General features: G+C 59.2%; 17 protein-coding genes and 1 pseudogene. 9 read left to right on the forward strand and 9 right to left on the reverse strand.

Annotation, left to right across the window (positions count from 1 at the left end):
• Nucleotides 1-480 precede the first annotated feature (480 nt).
• Nucleotides 481-849: pseudogene (locus VF684_RS06685) on the forward strand (GFA family protein); the annotation flags it as partial.
• Nucleotides 850-880: 31 nt separating this feature from the next.
• Nucleotides 881-1,489: a histidine phosphatase family protein gene (locus VF684_RS06690; protein ID WP_139730883.1), complete on the forward strand. Its 609-nt coding sequence runs from the start codon at nt 881-883 to the stop codon at nt 1,487-1,489.
• A 132-nt stretch (nt 1,490-1,621) separates the two neighbouring features.
• On the opposite strand, the gene VF684_RS06695 is transcribed toward VF684_RS06690, so the two are convergent.
• Together VF684_RS06695 and smrB are read right to left on the reverse strand one after the other, a co-directional pair.
• Nucleotides 1,622-2,917 carry a sensor domain-containing diguanylate cyclase gene (locus VF684_RS06695; protein WP_042083013.1) on the reverse strand — a complete coding sequence of 432 codons (1,296 nt, stop codon included), beginning with the start codon at nt 2,915-2,917 and terminating at the stop codon, nt 1,622-1,624.
• 57 nt (nt 2,918-2,974) lie between these two features.
• Nucleotides 2,975-3,499, reverse strand: a complete 525-nt coding sequence (smrB, locus tag VF684_RS06700; RefSeq protein WP_005333198.1) for an endonuclease SmrB — start codon at nt 3,497-3,499, stop codon at nt 2,975-2,977.
• A gap of 82 nt (nt 3,500-3,581) precedes the next feature.
• On the opposite strand from smrB, the gene prmB reads away from it, so the two are divergent.
• Both prmB and aroC read left to right on the forward strand, forming a co-directional pair.
• Entirely contained in the window at nt 3,582-4,517 is a 936-nt protein-coding gene (gene prmB, locus VF684_RS06705) for a 50S ribosomal protein L3 N(5)-glutamine methyltransferase (protein WP_058051987.1), read from the forward strand.
• A 12-nt stretch (nt 4,518-4,529) separates the two neighbouring features.
• Nucleotides 4,530-5,618, forward strand: a complete 1,089-nt coding sequence (gene aroC / locus VF684_RS06710; RefSeq protein WP_201914756.1) for a chorismate synthase — start codon at nt 4,530-4,532, stop codon at nt 5,616-5,618.
• An 87-nt stretch (nt 5,619-5,705) separates the two neighbouring features.
• Here the strand turns inward: aroC and VF684_RS06715 are convergent, their stop codons facing one another.
• Entirely contained in the window at nt 5,706-6,536 is an 831-nt protein-coding gene (locus VF684_RS06715) for a substrate-binding periplasmic protein (RefSeq protein WP_279475152.1), read from the reverse strand.
• Nucleotides 6,537-6,884: 348 nt separating this feature from the next.
• Between VF684_RS06715 and VF684_RS06720 the strand changes: the two genes are divergently transcribed.
• On the forward strand, nt 6,885-8,285 hold the full coding sequence (locus VF684_RS06720) for a DEAD/DEAH box helicase (RefSeq protein ID WP_005333194.1): 1,401 nt from the start codon (nt 6,885-6,887) through the stop codon (nt 8,283-8,285).
• A 118-nt stretch (nt 8,286-8,403) separates the two neighbouring features.
• On the opposite strand, the gene VF684_RS06725 is transcribed toward VF684_RS06720, so the two are convergent.
• The 5 genes from VF684_RS06725 to cra form a co-directional block, all read right to left on the reverse strand.
• Nucleotides 8,404-9,054, reverse strand: a complete 651-nt coding sequence (locus tag VF684_RS06725; protein WP_440173989.1) for a hypothetical protein — start codon at nt 9,052-9,054, stop codon at nt 8,404-8,406.
• A 116-nt stretch (nt 9,055-9,170) separates the two neighbouring features.
• Nucleotides 9,171-9,557: an MAPEG family protein gene (locus VF684_RS06730; protein ID WP_127005567.1), complete on the reverse strand. Its 387-nt coding sequence runs from the start codon at nt 9,555-9,557 to the stop codon at nt 9,171-9,173.
• A 219-nt stretch (nt 9,558-9,776) separates the two neighbouring features.
• Nucleotides 9,777-10,334: a hypothetical protein gene (locus tag VF684_RS06735; protein ID WP_058057663.1), complete on the reverse strand. Its 558-nt coding sequence runs from the start codon at nt 10,332-10,334 to the stop codon at nt 9,777-9,779.
• Nucleotides 10,335-10,586: 252 nt separating this feature from the next.
• Entirely contained in the window at nt 10,587-11,780 is a 1,194-nt protein-coding gene (locus VF684_RS06740) for an aromatic amino acid transport family protein (protein ID WP_201914748.1), read from the reverse strand.
• A gap of 636 nt (nt 11,781-12,416) precedes the next feature.
• The gene (cra, locus tag VF684_RS06745) at nt 12,417-13,403 is read right to left on the reverse strand and encodes a catabolite repressor/activator (protein ID WP_376898292.1); all 987 of its coding nucleotides are present in this window, start codon (nt 13,401-13,403) and stop codon (nt 12,417-12,419) included.
• Nucleotides 13,404-13,708: 305 nt separating this feature from the next.
• Here cra and fruB point away from each other — a divergent pair, with 305 nt between their 5' ends.
• The 4 genes from fruB to VF684_RS06765 all read left to right on the forward strand — a co-directional run bounded on the left by fruB (nt 13,709) and on the right by VF684_RS06765 (nt 18,116).
• Nucleotides 13,709-14,809 carry a fused PTS fructose transporter subunit IIA/HPr protein gene (gene fruB / locus VF684_RS06750; RefSeq protein ID WP_376898294.1) on the forward strand — a complete coding sequence of 367 codons (1,101 nt, stop codon included), beginning with the start codon at nt 13,709-13,711 and terminating at the stop codon, nt 14,807-14,809.
• Nucleotides 14,809-15,798, forward strand: coding sequence for a 1-phosphofructokinase (gene pfkB / locus VF684_RS06755; RefSeq protein ID WP_257725815.1), 990 nt, complete (start codon nt 14,809-14,811; stop codon nt 15,796-15,798). Before fruB ends, pfkB begins: the two co-directional genes overlap by 1 nt.
• Nucleotides 15,795-17,519 carry a PTS fructose transporter subunit IIBC gene (gene fruA, locus VF684_RS06760; RefSeq protein WP_279475155.1) on the forward strand — a complete coding sequence of 575 codons (1,725 nt, stop codon included), beginning with the start codon at nt 15,795-15,797 and terminating at the stop codon, nt 17,517-17,519. The genes pfkB and fruA overlap by 4 nt, the downstream gene beginning before the upstream one ends.
• A gap of 432 nt (nt 17,520-17,951) precedes the next feature.
• On the forward strand, nt 17,952-18,116 hold the full coding sequence (locus VF684_RS06765) for a hypothetical protein (protein WP_162516098.1): 165 nt from the start codon (nt 17,952-17,954) through the stop codon (nt 18,114-18,116).
• Nucleotides 18,117-18,264: 148 nt separating this feature from the next.
• On the opposite strand, the gene rne is transcribed toward VF684_RS06765, so the two are convergent.
• A complete protein-coding gene (gene rne, locus VF684_RS06770; RefSeq protein WP_139441373.1) occupies nt 18,265-21,357 on the reverse strand; it encodes a ribonuclease E in 3,093 nt (1,030 codons plus the stop codon).
• Nucleotides 21,358-21,602 lie beyond the last annotated feature (245 nt).

The raw sequence follows: 21,602 nt of genomic DNA on the forward strand, positions 1-21,602 counted from the left end.
AATTTAACTCCCAAAGAGGAGAGGGGGGATAACTCCTTCTCCTCATTAATTATCAACAGTGCATCACTGAATATTATCTTGTATTTTCAATGGTGCTTATGTTCTAACTGACAAGGTGAATTTTTTATCTGAAAATTGAAATGAAATTGTGTTGAGTCAAAGTTGAGAATAAAATTTATATTCAGGTTCGTTAGCCCCCATAAACTAGCGTCTTCTGATGAGCGTAGTGCGCTACTTGCGAATTCATTTTCCACCATAAAATGAAACCTCTCATTGCGAATATGAGGAGTATCTTCTCTATTGGTAAACTGTCATTTATCACCTGAAATAGTGAGGTCTGGCTATATCACTCAGCTTTATCTAGGTACATTGTCGCTTATTCCCTTGAGAAAATAGATGTAAACGGCCGGTTTATATTGGTAATCTCTTTGGCTTGTGCAAAATTGCAACAAGGGGGCAAGATGAAGGGGGGGTTGTCATTGCGGGGCGATCCGTTATGAGATGCTGACTGCACCTTTTGCGGCCGATTTTTGTCACTGTCGGGATTGCCAGCGCACCACGGGGGCACCGGTCGGGGCTTGGATGGACTTTCACGCCGAACAGGTGCAGTGGTTATGCGGCAAACCGACCGAGTATGCGTCTTCAGATTTTATCCGACGGGGATTTTGCGCCGAGTGTGGCTCCACCCTCACGTATCGCAGCACCCAGTACCCTGACTATCTCACGTTGGCTATCGCCTCTCTCGATAATCCAGAGGCTGTTGCGCCAACCTATCACATCCATACCGACAGCCAGCTGCCCTGGTTGTCGATCCAGGACGAGCATCCCCGTTATCGCAAAGGGAAGTAAAACCAAGGTAGCCCCAACAAGGGAGGTTGACATGGAGCTGGTAGTTATCCGCCATGGCGAGACGCAAGCCAATGCGGAAGGACGGTATCAGGGTGCACTGGATATCGGGCTTAATGAGAGTGGCCAGAGGCACATTGCCCGATTGGCTGACGAGGTAGCGGCCACTCAGGCCCCGTTCGATCGGCTGCTGGCGTCCCCCCTGCTGCGAACAAGGGAGAGTGCTGCCATCTTGTCTCGTCAGCTGGGATTGCCTGTGGAGCTTGTGCCTGCCTTTCGTGAGCGGGATGTCGGCCTGTTTGAAGGGCTAACGCAGGTAGAGGCAAGAACACGCTATCCCGAACTGTGGGCGCGCAATATCACTAGGCGCTGGGCTGACGCTCCTCCCGGTGGTGAAACCATTGATGAGGTGATTGCCCGGGTCTCGCAGGGACTCACGAAACTTGCTTCGACCATGCAAGGGGAGCGGATACTGCTGGTGGCGCACGGTGTGGTCGCCAAGGTGATCCGCGCTGTAACGATGGCCGGTTTTGATGACTTCTTCGAGTGGCAATTGCCCAACGGAGGCATGCTGTCGGTGAGGCTCTCTCTGGCTGATGGCGGCCCACTGCGCTTTAGCCGTCCTCTTGATGGTGGTGATTGAGGAGTGCACCAAAAGCAGAATGAAAAAAGCAGCGCTACCGAAGAGAGTAGCGCTGTCTTTTGTATTCGTTGCGGTTGGTTATCTCTGCTGGCACAGGTTGGCTGTGTCACCAGAGTGCAGGGGCGTGCGTCCTTAAGTTGGCTCCGGCTCCTCTTTGCGGCAGCAGTTGCGCCCCTGCTTTTTGGCCAGATAGAGGGCGGTGTCGGCTCGTCTAACCATCTTCTCTACAGTGTCATGGCTGCCCTTGCTGGCGCTGATCCCGATACTGATGGTGAGGGAGATCTCAAGAGCCCCGTCCAGTGCATGGTGCTGGGATTCGATGGCGAGCCTGATCCGCTCGGCGCTGGCCCAGGCGAGCTCGAGGGAGGTTTCCGGGAGCAGCACGATAAACTCTTCGCCACCCCAGCGACCCAGCATGTCCACCTCCCGCAGCTGTTTGCTGATCCGTTTCACCAGACTCAGGATCGCCAGATCTCCCTGTTGATGGCCAAAGGTGTCGTTTACTTCCTTGAAGTGGTCGATATCGATCAGCAGCAGGCTCATGGTATGGCCGAAACGCTGGCAGCGTTGCATCTCGGCGTTGACCAGCTCGTTGAAGCGGCGCCGGTTGGCAATGCCGGTGAGGGGATCCGTGGTAGCGGCGACCTTCAACTCCTCCACCAGTCGAGCTCGCTCCGAGATATCCCGCAAGATGGCGGTCATCTCGGTGGTCGGTCCCAGATTGATCTTGGCGATGGTCACCTCCAGCGGAAATTCGCTGCCGTCTCGGCGCAGACCCATCACCGAGGCGCGGGCGTGCATCGGGCGCGAATTGATGGGGGAGCTGCTGAAGGCTTTGAAATAGGTCTCGTGATTGGCGCGAAAACGCTGGGGAAGCAGGGTTTCCAGCCGCTTGCCGAGATAACTCTCGTCGATGCCGAACATCTCGCAGGCGGCGGTATTGATAAGCTCGATGCGCGATTCGCTGCTGACACTGATGATGCCGTCATAGGCGGAGTTGACCACTGCCTCGAAGCGACGACGACTGGTGGTGAGCGCCTCTTCCAGCTGCATCCTGGCGGTGATGTCGATGGCGGTGACAATGATCCGGTTGATCCGTGCCTGCTCGGGGATGATGGGGGAGAGAATAAAGCGCCACCAACTGGTACGCGACAGGCTGTCGATAGGCAGCTCGCTCTCGAGCCCGGTCTGCATGCGCACACATTCGTGCATTGGCGGCTCGATGGTATTGGTGATGTAGCGGGGAAACATCTCGCTCAGCTGTTTGCCAATGCTGCCAAGGACATCCAGCTCGAACGCCTTGGCAAAGGTATCGTTGGCAGAGACCAGCACAAAGTGATCATCCTTGTCGAGGCTGAACACCGCCACGGCGGCGCCGATGGCGTCGAGAGATGACTTTATGTCGGCATGGGAACCCTGTGTAAACATGCGACCTCCACGGCGAATAACATATTGATATTCAGTATAGTGTGGTCGTTTGGCTAACTACTCTTCGATATCCAGCAACACCAGAATGGCGCTGTCGCCGCCCCATTCGCGGGGAGCCTGATGGAAGGCGCGAACATTGGGGTGCTGGGCCAGCCAGCTGGGAATGCGCTGCTTGAGAATATGTTTGCCGATGCCGTGCATCACCGAGGCGACGTGAATGTTTTCTTTTTGGCAGAGGGTGAGCAGGGCGGCCAGCTCCTGTTTTGCCTGCTGCTGGTTCATGCCGTGCAGATCGAGATAGATCTCCGGCGGATAAATGCCCCGCTTGAGCTTTTTCAGCTCAAATTTTGACACATCTTCCCGCACGTAACGGGTCGGCCCATCATCGTCGAGATGGGGCTGATACTCATCGCTGAAATAGTGGTCAACCCCAAGCTTTTCGCGGGTTTCGCGCAATTCGCGTTTCTGCTTGACCGGGCGTAACTCGGCCCTTATGGTATCTTGCTTGATTTTCCGGGTACCTTTTATCGCATCGCGGAACAGCAGGGTTTCCTCGTCTGTCGGTGAGGGCGTTTTTTTCATCAGATGCTCATGTATTAGGTATGCGTCTTGCCCGTCAGGTAAACGGGGCTCGGGCCGGATATTACTCGACTTGGAGGTGGATTTGGACAAGATATTTATCGATGAGGTGGTTGCCGAGATGCACACCATCCAGGACATGTTGCGTTGGGCCATGAGTCGTTTCAACGACGCCGGGATTTTTTACGGTCATGGAACCGACAACGCCTGGGATGAAGCTGTGCAGCTGGTACTGCCCGCGTTACATCTGCCACCGGATGTAGACCCGGCCATGCGCCACTCCCGTCTCACCAGCAGCGAGCGTCACCGTATCGCCGAGCTGATTATCCGCCGCGTACAGGAGCGGGTACCCGCCGCCTACCTGACCAACAAGGCCTGGTATGCCGGTTGGGAGTTCTACGTGGACGAGCGGGTGCTCATTCCCCGTTCCCCCATTGCCGAGATGGTCGCCAACCGTTTCGCGCCCTTCCTCAAACATGAACCGACCCGGATCATGGACTTGTGCACCGGCTCCGGCTGTATCGCCATCATCATGGCCCACGAGTTCCCGGAAGCGGAAGTGGATGCCATCGACATCAGCGTCGATGCGCTGAACGTGGCCGAGCGCAATATCAACGATCACGGGCTGGAGCAGCAGGTCATTCCGATCCGCTCCGATCTGTTCCGCGATCTGCCGGCGGGCGACAAGTACGATCTCATCGTCTCCAACCCGCCCTATGTGGACTCCGAAGATATGTCGGATCTGCCGGACGAGTTCCGTCACGAGCCCGAGCTGGCGCTGGCGTCCGGCTCCGATGGTCTCAAGCTGACCAAACGTCTGCTGGCCCATGCGGCAGATTTCCTCAAGGATAACGGTGTGCTGGTGGTCGAAGTGGGCAACAGCATGATCCATCTGGAAGCCCAGTTCCCCGAGATCCCCTTTACCTGGGTTGAATTCGAAAACGGCGGCCACGGCGTCTTTGTGATGACCCGTGACGAGCTGGTGCAGTATCAGGATCATTTCGCCATCTACAAGAACTAAGCAGGAGCGCGCATGGCAGGGAACAGTTTTGGTCAACTCTTTCGGGTCACCACCTTTGGCGAGAGCCACGGCCTGGCGCTGGGCGCCGTGGTCGATGGTTGCCCGCCGGGGCTGGAGATCAGCGAGGCGGATCTGCAGGGGGATCTGGATCGGCGCAAGCCGGGCACTTCTCGCTACACCACGCCGCGCCGTGAGCCGGACGAGGTGAAGATCCTCTCTGGAGTGTTTGAAGGCAAGACCACCGGCACTTCCATCGGGCTGCTCATCGAGAATACCGATCAGCGCTCCAAGGATTACTCCGACATCAAGGATCTGTTCCGGCCGGGTCATGCTGACTACACCTACCACCAGAAGTATGGCCAGCGGGACTATCGTGGCGGTGGTCGCTCCTCGGCACGCGAGACCGCGATGCGAGTGGCGGCGGGGGCGATTGCCAAGAAGTACCTGAAACAGGTACATGGCATCGAGATCACCGGTTTTCTCTCCCAGCTCGGCCCCATCAAGGCTGAGGCGTTTGACGCGGTGCAGATTGAGCAGAATCCCTTCTTCTTCCCCGATGCGGGCAAGCTGGAAGCGCTCGATCAATATATGCGCGACCTGAAAAAAGAGGGCAACAGTATCGGTGCCAAGGTGCAGGTCATTGCGCGCAATGTGCCGGTGGGCCTGGGTGAGCCGGTGTTTGATCGTCTCGACGCCGACATTGCCCATGCCATGATGGGCATCAATGCGGTGAAAGGGGTGGAGATCGGTGATGGCTTTGCGGTGGTGGAGCAAAAAGGCTCCGAGCATCGCGACGAGATGACCCCGGCGGGCTTTGCCAGCAACCATGCGGGCGGCATTCTGGGCGGCATCTCGTCGGGTCAGGATATTGTGGTGAGCATGGCGCTCAAACCGACTTCCAGCATCACTGTGCCGGGCAAGACCATCAATACCGAAGGCGAGGCAATCGAGATGATCACCAAGGGGCGTCACGATCCCTGTGTCGGCATTCGCGCCGTGCCCATCGCCGAAGCCATGCTGGCGCTGGTGTTGATGGATCACCTGCTGCGCCATCGTGCCCAGAATCAGGGGGTGTTGACCCATACCCCGCAGCTGCGCTGATCGCTCCATGTTCGGGGAACAAGTTCGACAATACCAAAAAGGCGACCTTCGGGTCGCCTTTGCTATTTCAAGTGGCGGCTTATCCCGTCAATGCTTGCGGAGAGTGCGGGTCAGCAGATCCGCGGCGCCCGGATCGGCATTGAGACGACACCTGGGGGGCGAGAACTTGTTGTGGGGTTTGGGCAAGGCATGAATGGCCTCGTTGACTTTGAGGATCTGTTCTTCGCTCACGCTGTTTTTGGCAAACATCAGACTGACCGGCTGGTGGTGTAGCAACAGTTGGCAGCTGATAAACTCTTCGGCCCCCAGTTGGGCCAGTCGGTAGCGGGCATATTGCCACTCCATGATGATGCCATCGAGGCGGCGAGCCAGCAGCAGATCGATCATCCGCTCATCGGCGTTGTATTCGGTCGCCATTTTAAGCGCCGGGCAGCTATCCATCTGATGCATGGGGTGAGTGCCGCGCAATTTGCCTATCTTGAGCCCTTTCTCGTTGCACAACGCGGGCAGATTATCGAGCTGTGCCCAGCGATCCTGATGGCCGGGGATAGGGTCATTGCTCAGCAGCACATAGGCACTCTGGCGGTAGGGGGTTGAGAAGCGGGCATAGCTCTGGCGCTCCGGCAGAGGGAGGGCGGCCATCGCCACATCCAGCTGATCGTGTTCTACCATATGCAGTGCCCGCGCCCAGGGAAGCTCGCGAAACTTGGGGGCAAAGCCCGCCTGGGTAAGGATCTGGCGGGTCAGGCTGACATCCAGCCCATCCAGCTCACCCCGGTTGTTGATTTGGCTGAAGGGGGGCCAGTGACTCCAGGCCACGGTCAGGGTCTGACTGGCCTGCAGTGCAGGGCTTAGCAGCAGAAGCAGCAGGCCAATCCTTGCCTGCCAGCTGCCGCGGGGACGATATGGCGTGGTCATAGCTAAACCTCGTTATTGTGTTCTTTTATCCCGTGCTTTTGCCCTGCGAGCCATGCCTGCGAGGGCTGATATTGTGTTGCCAGTTAATAGTGTGGTGCGTGCGACATCAATCAACGGGATTATTCGGGGGACAGGAGGGGGATTTTCTGTTCGTGCTGGGAGGAGCATCACATTTTTCTCGTTTATCCCGGACAACTCCGTTAGACTGCGCCTCTATTCTTTCCCCTTTGCTCTGCTCCCCGGGGAAATCGTTGTTTTCTCAATAGGCCCAGATCTTGTGAGATGGCATCGGCTCAGCAGAGGAGCCCCACCACAAATCCCCGGCGCCCCTATCTCTAGCAGGTAATTATGAGTTTTACTTCCCTCGGTCTGGCCGAACCCTTGTTGCGTGCCGTTGCCGAACAAGGCTACGACACCCCGTCTCCCATTCAGCAGCAAGCGATCCCCGCCGTTCTGGCTGGCCGCGATCTGATGGCGGCGGCCCAAACAGGGACCGGCAAGACCGCAGGCTTTACCCTGCCGATGCTGCAACGTCTGATGGAGAGCAAGCGCAAGGTTTCTCCGAACCGCATTCGTGCGCTGGTGCTGACCCCGACTCGCGAGCTGGCCGCCCAGGTGGGCGAGAGCGTGCGTAACTACGGCAAACACCTGCCAATGCGCAGCCACGTGGTGTTCGGCGGCGTCAGCATCAATCCGCAGATGATGGCGACTCGCCGTGGTCTGGACGTGCTGGTGGCCTGTCCTGGCCGCCTGATGGATCTCTACAACCAGAACGCCGTCAAGTTCGACGAAGTGGAGATCCTGGTCCTGGACGAAGCTGATCGCATGCTCGACATGGGCTTTATCCGCGACATCCGCCGCATCCTGGCTCTGATGCCGAAGAAGCGTCAGAACCTGCTCTTCTCCGCCACCTTCGCCGACGAGATCCGCGAACTGGCCACCGGTCTGCTGGATAACCCGGCGGTGATCGAAGTCGCCCCGCGCAACAGTACTGCCGAGCGTATCGAGCAGCTGGTGCATCCGTGCGACAAGGCCAACAAGATCGCGTTGCTGAGTCATCTGGTCACCAGCAACAACTGGCAGCAGGTACTGGTGTTCACCCGTACCAAGCACATGGCCAACCGTGTTGCCGAGACCCTCGACAAGAACGGCGTCAGCGCCGCCGCCATCCACGGCAACAAGAGCCAGGGGGCCCGTACCCGCGCCCTGGCTGGTTTCAAGGATGGCAGCGTCAAGGTGCTGGTGGCGACCGACATCGCCGCCCGTGGTCTGGACATCGACAAGCTGCCGCAGGTAGTCAACTTCGAGTTGCCCAACGTGGCGGAAGATTACGTTCACCGCATCGGTCGTACCGGTCGTGCCGGTGCTGCCGGTCACGCCATCTCCCTGGTTGCTGCCGATGAAGGGAAGCTTATCAAGGCGATCGAGCGTCTGACCAAGCAGAACATCCCCTGCGAGCAGGTGGCCGGTTTCGAAGCCTCCCGCGAGACCCTGGACAATATCGCCCGTGGTATCGGCGCGCCGCTGCGCAAAGAGCCCCGCGATCCGAGCGAGCAGCGCCGTGCGCCGCGTCCGCAAGGTCAAGGCCAGCGTCAGGGGGCCGGTCGTTCCGCCTCCAATGGCAATGCGGGTGGTGCACGTACCGGTAACGGTGGCAAGCCCAAGCCGCAAGGTGGTCAGCGTCCGGCTGATGGCGCTGGCAAACCGGCTCAGGCCCGTCGTCCACGTCGCTCTACCCACAACCAGTAAGCGGCTCGGGAGCTTGACTCCCCAGCTATGCGGTTGACTGAAAAGCCCTGCCAATCTGGCAGGGCTTTTTGTTTTTTCAGCCATGTAATCGGCACTGTGTGGTGCTGCGAGAACAGCGCTAGATGGCGGAGAGGTACTGCTGTTGCATCGCCAGCCAGCGGCCGATATTGATAAACGCCAGCTGTACCTTGAGCAGGGCCGCAATTTCCGCGCGGTGCTTTTTATCGAGGTAGAGAAAGACCTGCTCTTTGGTGATCTTCTGCCAGGGGGACGCCAGTGCAGGTTGAGAGGCAGGGCGCATCTTGATGAGCCAGTCCACTTTGCCTCGATGTAGTTGGGCAAGCCCTTGCTTCTCATCGTTCAACCAGATGACCTGATAGTTGCCGAGGAAGCGTTCGCACCACTGGATGCCGCGCAGGCAGCCAATCACGGTACCCTCGGCAGGGGGCCAGTTCGGGTTATCCCTTGGCTGACCATAAATCGCCGCCTCCGAGATGGGGGCACCGATCTGCAGCAAGTGGGGATAGGTCTGATCAAAGCCCTTGATCCGGGCCATATCGCCATCGACGGCATGGTCTGCCTCAATCAACTTTTCGCAGCGGGCATAGGTGCAGGGGATCAACTGAAAGTCGATGCCAGCCCGGCCAAACCAGTCATGAATAAAAGGGCGCAATATCGCAGTGTGTTCGACCGCTGCCGCCAGCTTTAGCGGGGTTGCGTGGGCAACGGGAGTCAGCCCGACAAGCAGTAACCAGCCAATCCATTTCATATCGTACTCCTGAATCGGGCTTGTTTAAGCAGCACTGTTGCGACTATCTGTGCAGTGAAGAATAGCCGATGGGGATGGCTGGCAGACCGCTTCGCCAGCTATTCGTGACGGCCGGGTCAGGGGAGCAGCGCAGTGATCAGGATATGGGCCGCGCTCACCAGGATCACCGTGAAGGTCAGCCCCATTCCCGCCACCCGATAACGGAAGTTCTCCGGCGTGCGGCTCATGCCAAATGCATGGCAGAGGCGGCCAAGCAGCAAGGCGCTCCCCAGCAGATGGATAAGCCAGGGGGTATGGCTGCCGGTTTCGACGAAATAGATCAGCAGTAGGGCGAGGGGGACATACTCGGCAAAGTTGGCGTGTACCCGCATGGCCCGCAGCATGGCGGGGTCATCCCCATGCCCCAGCGCCACCTTGCGGCTATGGCGGGTGCGAATGGTTCGAATGCTCAGCAACACAAAAAGCAGCGCTAGCAGGGCCGCGTAAACAGGCAGTATGGTCATGGTATCTGGCTCCTTGTGTGATGATATCGAGTGGTTGGTGTTCAGAGACGCGATATTGCTCGGCATCTCAATGGTTTGCCTTGAGGGTAGCAGCAAACTGCGTTAGCACGACCGTCATCTATTCACTTGCCATCTGCCAAGCGCAGGCGCAAAACAAACAGCCCTGCCGAGGTGGCAGGGCTGTATTTGACCGTGTTGATGGTGGGCAGAGCCCCGTCATTACCCCTCGTAAGGGAGGGAGGAGTGGTGCAGCACGATACGCACCTTGCCATCATCCCCCTTCTTGAAACCCCAGGTCTTGTCGACCGTGGTCTCCTTGTTGTCGCGATCCACCAGATGCACCTTGCCCATGGTCAGCGCCATGTCGCCGTTGATATAGACGGCTGCATTGTCATAGCGATAGCTCTGCCAGTTTTTCAGGGCGAACCCTTTGTCGGTGGGGTAGGCGCTGTTGTTGCCGACAAAGTAGGCCAGCGCCCCCTCGCGGTTGGTGCGAAAGGTCTGCTCGCCACCGGCAAGGGTCGGCTTGAACAGCACCGGCCCCTGCTGGTAGCCATAAGCGCTGTCGAGCACCGACTCGGCGGTCGCCTTGGCGCGCTCAATCCCACCGGCGCGATAGTCATCGCTGATCTTGATAAGCGCCGCGCCCCAACCATCCTGCGCGGCCTTGATCTCCGCCTCGGTAATATTGTTGTTGGCGATTTCGGCTGCGCTGAGTGCGCCGCTGGCGGCAAGCAGGACGAGGGCAAGGGTGCTCTTCTTGAGGTGCAACATCATTGTTTTCAAACTCCTGATAGCGATAAACGAGCGGGCAGTGTAGCGAAGGGGCATGAACGGTTTTTGAACTGATTATTCAGGGTTGGGTAGTAAAAAGGTCGGTATATAGCTGAAGGTTTGGGTGTTTGTTTGGTAAGGGGCGCTGTCTTAATTAATGGCTGATGCCTGTATCCACTTGATTTCTTTTCCAACAAAAAGCCCCGTCAAGTTAATTGGCGGGGCTTGGCTATTTGGGGCGTTTAGTATCGGGGATTACAGCGCTGGCAGCATTCCAAGGCTGACGCTGATCTGTACACCGACAATCAGCATACCCATGGCGGCGGCCACTCCCAGCGCCACTACGCCACCCGGGGCGCGGTAGTGGTGGGCTGGCGCCTGTTTGCGGCTCTGCCACACCATCGCCACCGGCAGCAGTACCGCGAGGATCGCCAGCGCAATAGCAGCGTAGCCGAGCGCCATGATAAAGCCCTGCGGGAAGTAGAGGGCAAACAGCAATGGTGGCACAAAGGTGATAAGACCTGTCTGACTGCGGCCCTGCCAGTTGTCCTTGCGGCGGGTTACCTTGGCCATAAAGTCGAACAGCCCCAGCGTTACCCCGAGGAAGGAGGTGGCGAGCGCCAGATCGGCAAACAGGTGCATGGCCTGATTGAAGGCGGGCCAACTCACCAGCTTGCCGACGTTGGCCAGCAGGCTGTCCAGCGCTCCACCGGTTTGCAGCAGGGCTTGCTGGCCGAGCAGACCGAGGATCGCTACCTGCCACAGCACGTAGAGGATCAGCGGCAGGGCTGAGCCCCAGACAAAGACCCGACGCAGCTGCTTGGGGCAGTCACCGAGGTAGAGCATCACGCTCGGAATGGAGCCGTGAAAGCCGAACGAGGTGAAGATGACCGGCAGGCCCGCCAGCAACAGGCCCTGACCCAGCGGCATCGAGAGCAGATGCTGCCCTTCAGTGCGGGGCAGCAGCAACGCCAGCACCACCACCATGATCACCAGTTTGACGGTGAACATCAGCCGGTTGAGGTAATCCACCGATCGGGTACCGACACAGACCATGCCGCCAAACAGCAGAGTAAAGGCCCAGGCGGCTTGCTCTTGGCTGAGGGTCATGCCCGCATCGGCCAGCGCCTGTGCCAGCAGGCTGCTACCGCCGCTGATGTAGGCGGAGGCCAGCGAGTAGAACAGCATCAGGATACAGAAGGAGGCGATGCGCTTGCCCCAGGGGCCGAGCAGATGATCCGCCAGCTGGTGCAGGTACCACTTGCCGGTGTTGAGGCTTGCCTCTACTTGCAGCATGGCGGTGAAGGCCATCAGGGCCCAGAGGCCGACCATCAGCAGCAGGGTGGCGGGGCCGCCGAGGGAGGAGGAGGCCAGCGGCAGGGCCAGCATACCGGCGCCTATGGTGGTGCCGGCAATCAACAGGGTACAACCCAGAGTCTTGGTGTTCATGTTATCCATCCGAAAGTGAGCGGAGATGTTGCAAACAAGAGAGAGCCAGTTGGCTGTGTCGGGAGGCGCCTCCGGGGGAAAAGCCGGAGGCTAGCAATATCGGCGTGGAAACATCTGTACCTGAAACCTGTCGGTTGTAAAATATGGTTGCCACGTTAACGGATCGAAATAGCGGAGACAACCCCTAAAAAGCGGATCTTGTGCTGTGGAAGGCATTTAAGTGGAAATAAAAAATGACACTTGGCGCTATGCGCCGAAAAAATGTGCGCCTTGAGGGGGCGATGCCAATCCGCTTGAACCGGCCCTCGGGATCGGAGGGGGTTGCTACAGGCGTTGGGAAGGGGCGGCATAGGGCAAAAGGGGGCGCTAGCGGCCCGGATGGCTCTGTATAAGTAAAAAAAGGGTCATATGGCCAAAAACCATAAATTCAATTTATAGCGAGCCGATGGGGCGATAAACGGGCCCTGAGCAGGGGTTGCAGCCCTGTCGGCCGGTTGGCCGATCTCGATGGCCAAACAGACGCGTGCAAAGGTGGGCGCTGAGAAGAGCAGCCGCACAGGCTGTCAGTTTTATGGCTGCTCATGAGGCAGTTTGTGCCGGCAGCCTGTGCGGTCGTGGGCGGTTGTTGCTGGCGGCTTAGCGACGGCATTTGAGGGTGCGGCTTACATAGTGCAGCCCGTTCTGGTAGTCGCCATTGACTGCCTTGAGTGCCAGCTCCAGCGCCTGGCTGGCGAGGGCATCGTGCTGCTGGGGCAGGGAGTTGATGCCGAAAGGGAGGAAATCGAGCAGGCGATCATCGCCGAAGGTGGCCATGGCGAGCCGGCTCATGTCGGTCTCCTGCTCAAGCAGATAGTCGAGCACCCCCTCCATCAGGATGTAGGAGGTGGCGACCAGTGCCTGGGGCAGCTGGCCGAGCTGTTGATGCAGCGTCTTGATCAGGCGATAGCCTTCGGCGCGGGAGAAGTGGGCCCCTTCACACAGATGGCAAGCCGTGCTGTGGCTGGCAACAGCCTGCTCGAAGCCCGCTCGGCGTTCACGACTGATCGTGAGCGCCGGCAGCGCGGTGATCAAGGCGATGTGCTTGATTGCCGGCGAGAGCAGGGAGGCGGTGAGATCAAAGCTCGCCTTCTGGTTTTCGCTGGCGACGGTGACGAACTTGTCGGCCGCCATGGCCCGGTCGATGGCGAGCACCTGGATGCCGCGCGTCTGCAGGCCGAGGTAGAAGGGATCTTCGGGCGGCAGGCAACTGGCCACCAGCAGTGCATCCACGTGGCGGCTGGCCAGCATCTCGGCCAGCTCCTTCTCGGTGGCGGGGTCATCTTCCGAGCAGACGATCAGCAGCTGATAACCCTGTACCCGCGCCCCTTGCTCCAGCCGTTTGGCGAGCTTGGCGTAACTGGCGTTCTCGAGGTCGGGCAGGATAAAGCCCAGGGTTCTGGTCTGGCCACCACGCAGGGAGGCGGCGCGGCTGTCCGGCTGGTAGTTGTGGGCGGTGACCACCGCCATCACCTTGTCGCGGGTGGCCTGACTGATGCGGTATTGGTCGGCCTTGCCATTGATCACATAGCTGGCCGTGGTGCGCGAGACACCGGCGAGGGCGGCGATTTCATCCAGTTTCATCATATTGGCTCTGTTTGAGTTGCAAGGCCCACGGGCACTGCCTGGTGAGGGCACCGAAAAGTGTGCGCGGGATCATATCATTGAAAACCACTCTTAGTGGGTACTTGATCAATTCGCTGAAACGATTCAGTCTGAGTGTAAGTGAAACGATTCAGCTTGTCAGCAGACAATCGATGGCCGGGCATAAAAACCCGGCATGGCTCCCGAAGGGATGCAATCCGGTCTATTGTCAGCAGGCGAGTGGTACGAATGGTTATGTTTGATGCGCCGGTACGGTCAGACCGCCCGGCACCTGATGGAGAATCTCTATGTTGAAGTTGGCGCGACAGCAGATCCTGCTGGGGCAGTCGGTGGCGACCAAGGCCGAAGCCATTGCCCTGTTGGCAGGCAAACTGACCGAAGCCGGTCTGGTGGAAGCGGGATATGTAGATGGCATGCTGGCCCGCGAAGCGCAGCACGCCACCTACCTTGGCAGCGGCATCGCCATTCCCCACGGCACCACCGACACCCGGCATCTGGTGAAGAACACCGGCGTCATGGTGGCTCAGTTCCCTAATGGCATCGAGTGGGATGAGGGGCAGATCGCCTACGTCGCCATCGGCATCGCCGCCAAATCCGACGAGCATCTGGGCATTTTGCGCCAGCTCACCCACGTGCTGGGTGACGAGCAGGCAGCAGCGCAATTGAAAGAGGCCACCGATGCCGACACCATCATCAACATCCTGACCGGTGCCACGGCGCCCAAAGAGGTGCAGTTCCTGAGCCTGGCGGACTTCCCGGCAGACGATCGCGACCAACTGCTGCTGGGCGCCGCCGCCCGCGCCAAATCCGCTGGCTGGGGTGATGCCGCCATGGTGAGCGCCCTGCTGGCAAGTGAACCCGCCTACCTGGGCGAGGGCGTCTGGCTGGCCCGGGCACAAGCCGCCCAGACCGGCTGGGTGCTGGCCACGCCTAGCATTGCACTGAACGCCGGGGATCTGCCGGTCAGCGCCCTGCTGCTGCTGTGCGCCGCAGATAGCGGTCATCTGGCGCAGCTCGACAACCTGGCCAAACTGGCCGCTGCCGGTCAGCTGGCTACGCTGGCAGGCGGCGAGGGGCTGGCCATGTTGCAAGCGGGCCCGGCGAGCGGTCTTAGTGAAACCTTCACCATCATCAACCCCCACGGGTTGCACGCCCGCCCCGGCGCCATGCTGGTCAAAGTGGCCAAAGAGTTTGAATCCGACATCCGGGTAGCGAATCTGGATGGCAGCGGCGAGGCGGTCTCCGCCAAGAGCCTGATGAAGGTGATCGGTCTTGGGGTCAAGTGCGGGCACCGTCTGGCATTTCGCGCCGAAGGGGCGGATGCCGAAGCGGCTCTCAAGGGGATCGGTGAGGCGATCGCCGCTGGTCTCGGCGAGGGGGCGCATTGATGAAGATTGTCACCATTACCCTCAACCCCGCCCTTGATCTCACCACTCGTCTCGAGGCGATGAGCCTTGGCGAGGTCAATCTGGTGAGCGAGGCCAACCTGCGTGCGGCGGGCAAGGGGATCAACGTCGCCATGGTGCTCAAGGATTTGGGCCGCGAGGTAGGCGTCACCGGCTGGCTGGGCGCTGACAATGAACAGAGCTTTGTCTCCCTGTTTGCAGAGCGGGCGCTGGATGATCACTTTGTCCGTGTCGCGGGCAGCACCCGCATCAACGTCAAGATCTCCGAGCAATCCGGTCGGGTCACCGATCTCAATCTGCCGGGGCTCACCATCCAGCAAGGGGAGGTGAGCGCGCTGGAGCAGGCCATCGACCAATTGGCCCCTCACGCCGACTGGTTTGTGCTGGCGGGCAGCTTGCCCAAAGGGGTAGCCCCCGATTACTGCGCCCATCTGATCCGCCTGCTCAAAGCCAAGGGCAAGCAGGTGATCTTCGATTGCAGCGGTGCGGCCTTAAGCGAAGGGATCAAGGCGGCGCCGACCCTGGTCAAACCCAATCTGGAGGAGCTCGGCCAGTGGGCGGGCCGCCCCATCAAGACACTGAGCGAGCAGGCCGAGTGTGCCCGCGCGCTGCAGGCAAGCGGGATCCCCAATGTGGTGATCTCCAACGGCGCCGATGGCCTCATCTGGTTTGCCCCGGATGCCGTCTGGCAGGCCATTCCGCCGCGGATGCAGGTGGTCAGTACCGTGGGGGCTGGCGACTCTCTGGTGGCAGGTCTCGCCCATGGTCTCAGCCTTGGCTGGGCGCCGGAGGAGACCCTGCGTCTGGCCACCGCCGTCTCGGCCTTGGCGGTCAGTCAGGTGGCGGTCGGCTTTGACGATATCAATGTGCTCAACCCCTTGCTTGAACAGGTGCGCGTACAGCCTCTGGATGAGCTGTCACCGGTTCAATGCAATACCCCCTCAATGGAAAACTCAGGAGATGCCCAATGAAAGCAATCTTGGTTACGGCTTGCCCTGCGGGCATTGCCACCAGCTTTCTCGCTGCAAAACGGATAGAACAGCAGGCCAAACTGGCTGGCTGGGAACTCACCCTCGACGTCGGCTCCAGCGTGCAACCCCGCCAGGTGCCGAACAAGGAGCAGATTGCCGCCGCCGATCTGGTGCTGGTTGTCGCCAGTGCCCCGGTGGATCTCGCCGCCTATGATGGCAAGCGGGTCTATCAGGGCAGCATGGATCTCGCCCTGCAGGATCCCGCAGCCTTGCTGGAAGCCGCAACCAGCGGTGCCAGCGTCTATCGTCATCAAGCCGCTCCCGCAGCAGCTAAACCCGCCGCCGCAGGCAAGCGTATCGTGGCGGTGACTGCCTGTCCGACCGGGGTTGCCCACACCTTTATGTCGGCAGAAGCGCTGGAGACCATGGCCAAACAGCTGGGTTATCAGATCCGCGTCGAGACCCAAGGTTCAGTCGGTGCCCAGAACGCCCTGACTGCCGAGGAGATTGCCGCTGCCGATCTGGTGTTCCTCGCCACCGATATCGAAGTGGACATGGCCCGTTTCGATGGCAAGCCGGTCTACCGTACCAGTACCGGTGCGGCGCTCAAGAAAACCCGCGCCGTGCTCGACAAGGCATGGAGTGAGGCGAAAACCTATCGTCACAGCGGTGCCAGCCAGCCCAAGAAAGAGGAAAAAGCTGGCCCCTACAAGCATCTGCTGACCGGTGTCTCCTTCATGCTGCCCATGGTGGTGGCGGGCGGCCTTATCATCGCGCTCTCGTTCGTGTTCGGTATCGAGGCGTTCAAGGTGGAAGGCACCCTGGCCGCCGCCCTGATGAAGATCGGTGGCGGCTCTGCCTTTGCCCTGATGATCCCGGTGCTGGCCGGTTACATTGCCTACTCCATCGCTGACCGCCCGGGTCTCGCTCCCGGCATGATCGGCGGCATGCTGGCAAGCTCGCTGGGTGCCGGTTTCCTTGGCGGCATCGTGGCCGGTTTCCTGGCCGGTTACAGTGCCAAGTACCTGAGCGACAAGGTGCGCCTGCCGACTACCTTGGAAGCGCTCAAGCCGATCCTGATCATTCCGCTCTTTGCCAGCCTGTTTACCGGTCTGGTGATGATCTACGTGGTGGGTGGCCCGGTGGCCGGCATCATGAATGCCATGACCGAGTTCCTCAACAACATGGGCTCTGCCAACGCCGTGCTGCTGGGTGTCATCATCGGCGCCATGATGTGCTTTGACATGGGCGGCCCGGTCAACAAGGCGGCTTACGCCTTCGGTGTCGGCCTGCTGGCCTCCAAAACCTATGCCCCCATGGCTGCGGTGATGGCCGCCGGTATGGTGCCGGCACTGGGGATGGGGATCGCGACCTTCCTGGCCCGTACCAAGTTCATCAAGGCGGAGCAGGAAGCGGGCAAAGCATCCTTCGTACTGGGTCTGTGCTTTATCTCCGAGGGGGCCATCCCGTTTGCCGCCAAGGATCCGATGCGCGTCATCCCGGCCTGCATGGTCGGCGGCGCCCTGACCGGAGCGCTCTCCATGCTGTTCGGCTGTGAGCTGATGGCACCCCACGGCGGTCTGTTCGTGCTCTTTATCCCGCACGCCATCAGCAACGTCATGATGTATATCGTTGCCATTGCCGCAGGGTCACTGCTGACCGGTGTCTCCTACGCCATGCTCAAGCGCGGTGAAGAGCAGGCCAAGCTGGCAACAGCCTGATAGTCATTCCACTTTCAAAGCAAGCAGTTCAATGCCGCCCGGTTGCAAAGCCGGGCGGCATTTTTATATGCCTTTTAAACAGAATCGTTGAGCAGCGGTTACTGAATTCTCGTGTATTAGGGCCAGCGTTTTGCTCAGTTTCAACACTTGATTGTGTGGGGAAGGGTCGTAACCAATATCTCGTGTATAGATTGTGCTGCCGCTAGGATAGGGGGGCTGGCTTGTTCCCGGGAAGCAAATCTATACCAACGACAGTTGCCTATATGTACATCTGTGCAGATGCAATCTGAGTTTATCATCAGTTGAACAAGACCTGAGGCAGGTTTGCTATATGACAAACCTCCTCAATTCTGCGAAAGGAGGATTCAGGTTTCGGTACAACCGAATGCCCTGATTGGCAAGTATGCATTGAACCAGAGGGTTCCATATCAAATGAATCTTGAACCCCACACCAGCCCATTGCAGACCGTCGTCTATACAACCATTTGTATGCCAACAAGCAAGATTTTAAACAAACAAAATCAGTTGGCCTCAATGCTGAACATAGGCGCTGAAAAACTGGCTTCTCTGTTACGTGAAAAAGTAAACATGAGTTAACGCAGTGTTCAATGATAGAGAGATAACAGACAAAGCTGCTTTGCAGAGCATGGGTATTAATGTGTCTGTGAGTGCACAGGGGAAAAGAGAAATAAAAAAAGCCACACCGGTTGGTGTGGCTTTTGTTTAGGGGGGCAACCCGGGTTGCTTAGGGGCGACCGGCCGGGCAGGTGGCCACGTTGACGGCGGCCGTGCTGCCACCATGACGACCTGATGTACTCACTTCGTTGCGTACCAGCGGCGGGTAGTTAACCGGCTCACGGACAGGCAGGGCAGGGGCTTCGGCAGGGGTTGCCATCGGGGCGGATGCTTTGCGGGCACGAGCCAGCAGGCCAGCACCGTGAGCTACCTGTTTGGTCACGACCGGAGTCTCTTCCACCGCAACGGCAGCGACAGGAGCCGGGGCTTCGACAACAGCAGCTGGCATTTCGACTGCAGCCGGTACAGCTTCCACGACAGGAGTGTTGACTGCAGGGGCTTCTTCAACAACCGGAGCGGTTTCAACCACGGTAGCGGCAGCCTCGTCGACAGCCGGAGCGGCGACAACGGCAACTTCCGGCTCTGCTGCAACCACGACTTCTGCGACAGCTGCAACAACTGGGCTAGCGGTCACATCGGTTTGAGTTGCTTCAACCTGGGCAGCAGCCTGCTCGGCAGCTTCTTCAGCAACGGCTTCGACAACCACATGCTCGGTCAGTGCCGCAGAGGCTTGCAGGGCAGCAGCGACGGCTTCAGCGCTCGGGATGGTAACAACAGGCACTACCGGTTCTTCAACCTGCGCTTTGGCAATATCTGCCTGGGCTGCGGTGGTCAGAGTGGTGGTATCTTGCTGTTCTTCGTCACGTTGGCTGCGGGCATCTTCGTTGATGCGCTTGCGGCGCTGACCTTCGATACGCTGGCTGCGCGGAGTGCGGCGTGAGCGGCGCTGGCCTTCACTCTGCTCTTCCTGCTCGTTGCCCACAGTGCTATCGATCACGTCAGCTTGCGCTGGTACTTCGTCAACCGGCAGGGCAGGGGTGTCAGCAGCGGCGACATCGACGCGGATCTGCTTGCGCAGTTGGCGACGTTCGCGGCGCTCGGCCACTTTCTGCTCTTTCTCCTGACGTGGTTGGGCGGCAGCTGCATCAACGGCGTCTACCGCGTCAACAACGACTTCGGCGCGCGGCTCACGGGGAGCACGAGGTTCACGGGCTGGACGTGGCGCACGTTCCTGGCGCGGCTCGCGAGGCTCGCGCTCCTGACGGGGTTCACGTTCCATGCGCTGTTCGCTGCGCACTTCGCCACGAGCTTCACGCTCCTGACGAGGTTCGCGCTCTTTGCGGGGACGGCGATTGCGGTTTTCACCAGCTTCGCGGTTGCCACCTTCACGCTTCTCGCCTGCTTCCGCATTGTTGCGGTTGCCACGATTGTCGTCACGACGAGGACGCTGACCACGGCCACGACCTTCTTCGCGCTGGTGACGTTGACCTTCATCCTTGCGCGCTTCACGAGCTGCAGGTTTCTCGGCGGGCGCTTTCACATCGGCAGGGGCTGCATCGCTGCTGAACAGGCCGGTAATGCCTTTGATCAGCTTGCTGAAGAAGCCAGCTTCGGCAGGGGCCGCAGCAACGGGAGCCGCCGGCTGTTGCGGTGCAACAGGGGCCGGTTGTGCCGGTTGGGCAAAGCCTTGCAGCAGCGGTTGCTCACGCTCGATCACCTGAGCTTGCTTCGGTTGGTAGACCGGCTTGGCAATCTCGGTTTTCAGCTCGTAGCTGGCAGCTTCCGGGATCTCGTTCTGACGAATGCGGGTCACTTCGTAGTGCGGGGTTTCCAGATGCTGGTTCGGAATGATGTAAACACGCACATCATTGCGCTGTTCCAGACTGGCGATGGCGGCACGCTTCTCGTTAAGCAGATAGGCGGCAACATCCACCGGCACCTGGCCGTGAACCTGCTCGGTGTTGTCCTTCATGGCCTCTTCTTCGATGAGACGCAGGATGGACAGAGCAAGGGATTCGTTGTCACGGATCACGCCCTGACCCTGGCAACGGGGGCAGATATGGCTGCTGGACTCGTTGAGGGAGGGGCGCAGACGCTGGCGAGACATCTCCAGCAGGCCGAAACGGGAGATCCGACCCAGCTGGATGCGGGCACGATCCTGATGCACCGCTTCACGCAGACGGTTTTCCACTTCACGCTGATGGCGAACCGGGGTCATGTCGATGAAGTCGATTACGATCAGGCCACCCAGGTCGCGCAGACGCAATTGACGGGCAATTTCGTCGGCCGCTTCCAGGTTGGTTTGCAGCGCAGTCTCTTCGATATCGCCGCCCTTGGTGGCGCGGGAGGAGTTGATATCGATGGAGGTCAGTGCTTCGGTCGGATCGATAACGATGCTGCCGCCGGAGGGGAGGCGCACTTCACGCTGGAAGGCTGATTCAATCTGGCTCTCAATCTGGAAGTGGTTGAACAGGGCAACTTCACCCTTGTACAGCTTCACACGGTTGAGGAAATCGGGACGTACCAGCTCGATATGGGCTTTGGCGCGTTCGAAAATCACCGGATTGTCGATCAGGATCTCGCCCACATCGCGACGCAGATAGTCACGGATGGCACGCACGATGACGTTGCTTTCCTGGTGGATCAGCACCGGCGCAGCGCGCTCCTGGGAGGCCTTGTGGATGGAGTCCCAGTGGTTGAGCAGGACGTTCAAATCCCACTCCAGCTCTTCCGGAGACTTGCCTACACCGGCAGTGCGCACGATCAGGCCCATGCCTTCCGGCACGGTCAATCCGCTCAGGGCTTCTTTCAGTTCAGTCCGCTCATCACCCTCGATGCGGCGGGAGATACCACCGGCACGGGGGTTGTTGGGCATCAGTACCAGGTAGCTACCTGCCAGGCTGATAAAGGTGGTGAGGGCTGCACCCTTGGTGCCACGCTCTTCCTTGTCGATCTGGACGATAACTTCCTGACCTTCGCGGACCACTTCTTTGATGTTGGGACGACCCTGATAGGAGTAACCGGAGGGGAAGTAATTGCGGGCGATCTCCTTCAACGGCAGGAAACCGTGGCGCTCGGCGCCGTAGTCAACAAAAGCAGCTTCAAGGCTGGGTTCTACGCGGGTGATCTTACCCTTGTAAATGTTCGCTTTCTTCTGCTCGTGTCCCGGACTTTCAATATCCAAATCGTAGAGCTGTTGTCCGTCAACCAGCGCTACGCGCAACTCCTCTTCTTGAGTTGCGTTGATAAGCATTCTTTTCATTGAGTTCTCATTATTGTGTCATTTTGATTTCCTCCATCTGGGTCCTGCCAGCGCCGGCCTCGGGTCTTCAGCATACTGGGGCAACCTCCCGGTTGGGGTATGCATGAGGCGCAAACTAAGGGCGTTCTGGTCATCACTTCTCGAGAAGGAATGAATAAGGATGCCGAAATGGAGACAAATAAACGGTGATGTTTGTGTTCTCCATGCGTTGTACCTCGCACCCGGGAACCGTCATGTTCTTGTAT

Source organism: Aeromonas sp. Lyrl_2 (assembly GCF_051948815.1).
In the GTDB taxonomy this organism is placed as follows: Bacteria; Pseudomonadota; Gammaproteobacteria; order Enterobacterales; family Aeromonadaceae; genus Aeromonas; species Aeromonas veronii.